Origin of the sequence: Streptococcus danieliae (genome assembly GCF_013415245.1) — a bacterium.
Lineage (GTDB): Bacteria > Bacillota > Bacilli > Lactobacillales > Streptococcaceae > Streptococcus > Streptococcus danieliae_A.
The window spans coordinates 1-281 of the sequence record NZ_JACBXX010000133.1 but is presented as its reverse complement, the minus strand read 5'-3'; the positions used below and the strand labels follow the sequence as shown (position 1 = coordinate 281).

Here is a 281-nt window from a genome sequence, read left to right as displayed (position 1 = left end):
TTCAAGGCTAGGAAAATGCGTTTCTTAAAATTGTCAAAGTTCCTGAAACCAAAGGCATTCCGCTTGATAACCTTGATGAGATTATTAGTTGCCTCTAGTCTTGCATTGGAATAAGGCAATTCTAGGGCCATTACAAACCGTATCTTTGTTCTTAATGTGGAATAGAAGCATCTGATAAAGTTGGTAATGCTGGTTTAGTTCCTCAGAATACCCAAGTAGTTCATCCAGTATTTCTTGACTAGTTAGATGCATTTGAAACATAGGTTGATAAGTGCGTTTTG

The 281-nt window shown here is 37.0% G+C and carries 1 pseudogene; it reads right to left on the bottom strand.

Annotated features, from left to right (window positions below):
• Positions 1-281: pseudogene (locus HZY94_RS06115) on the bottom strand (transposase); the annotation flags it as partial.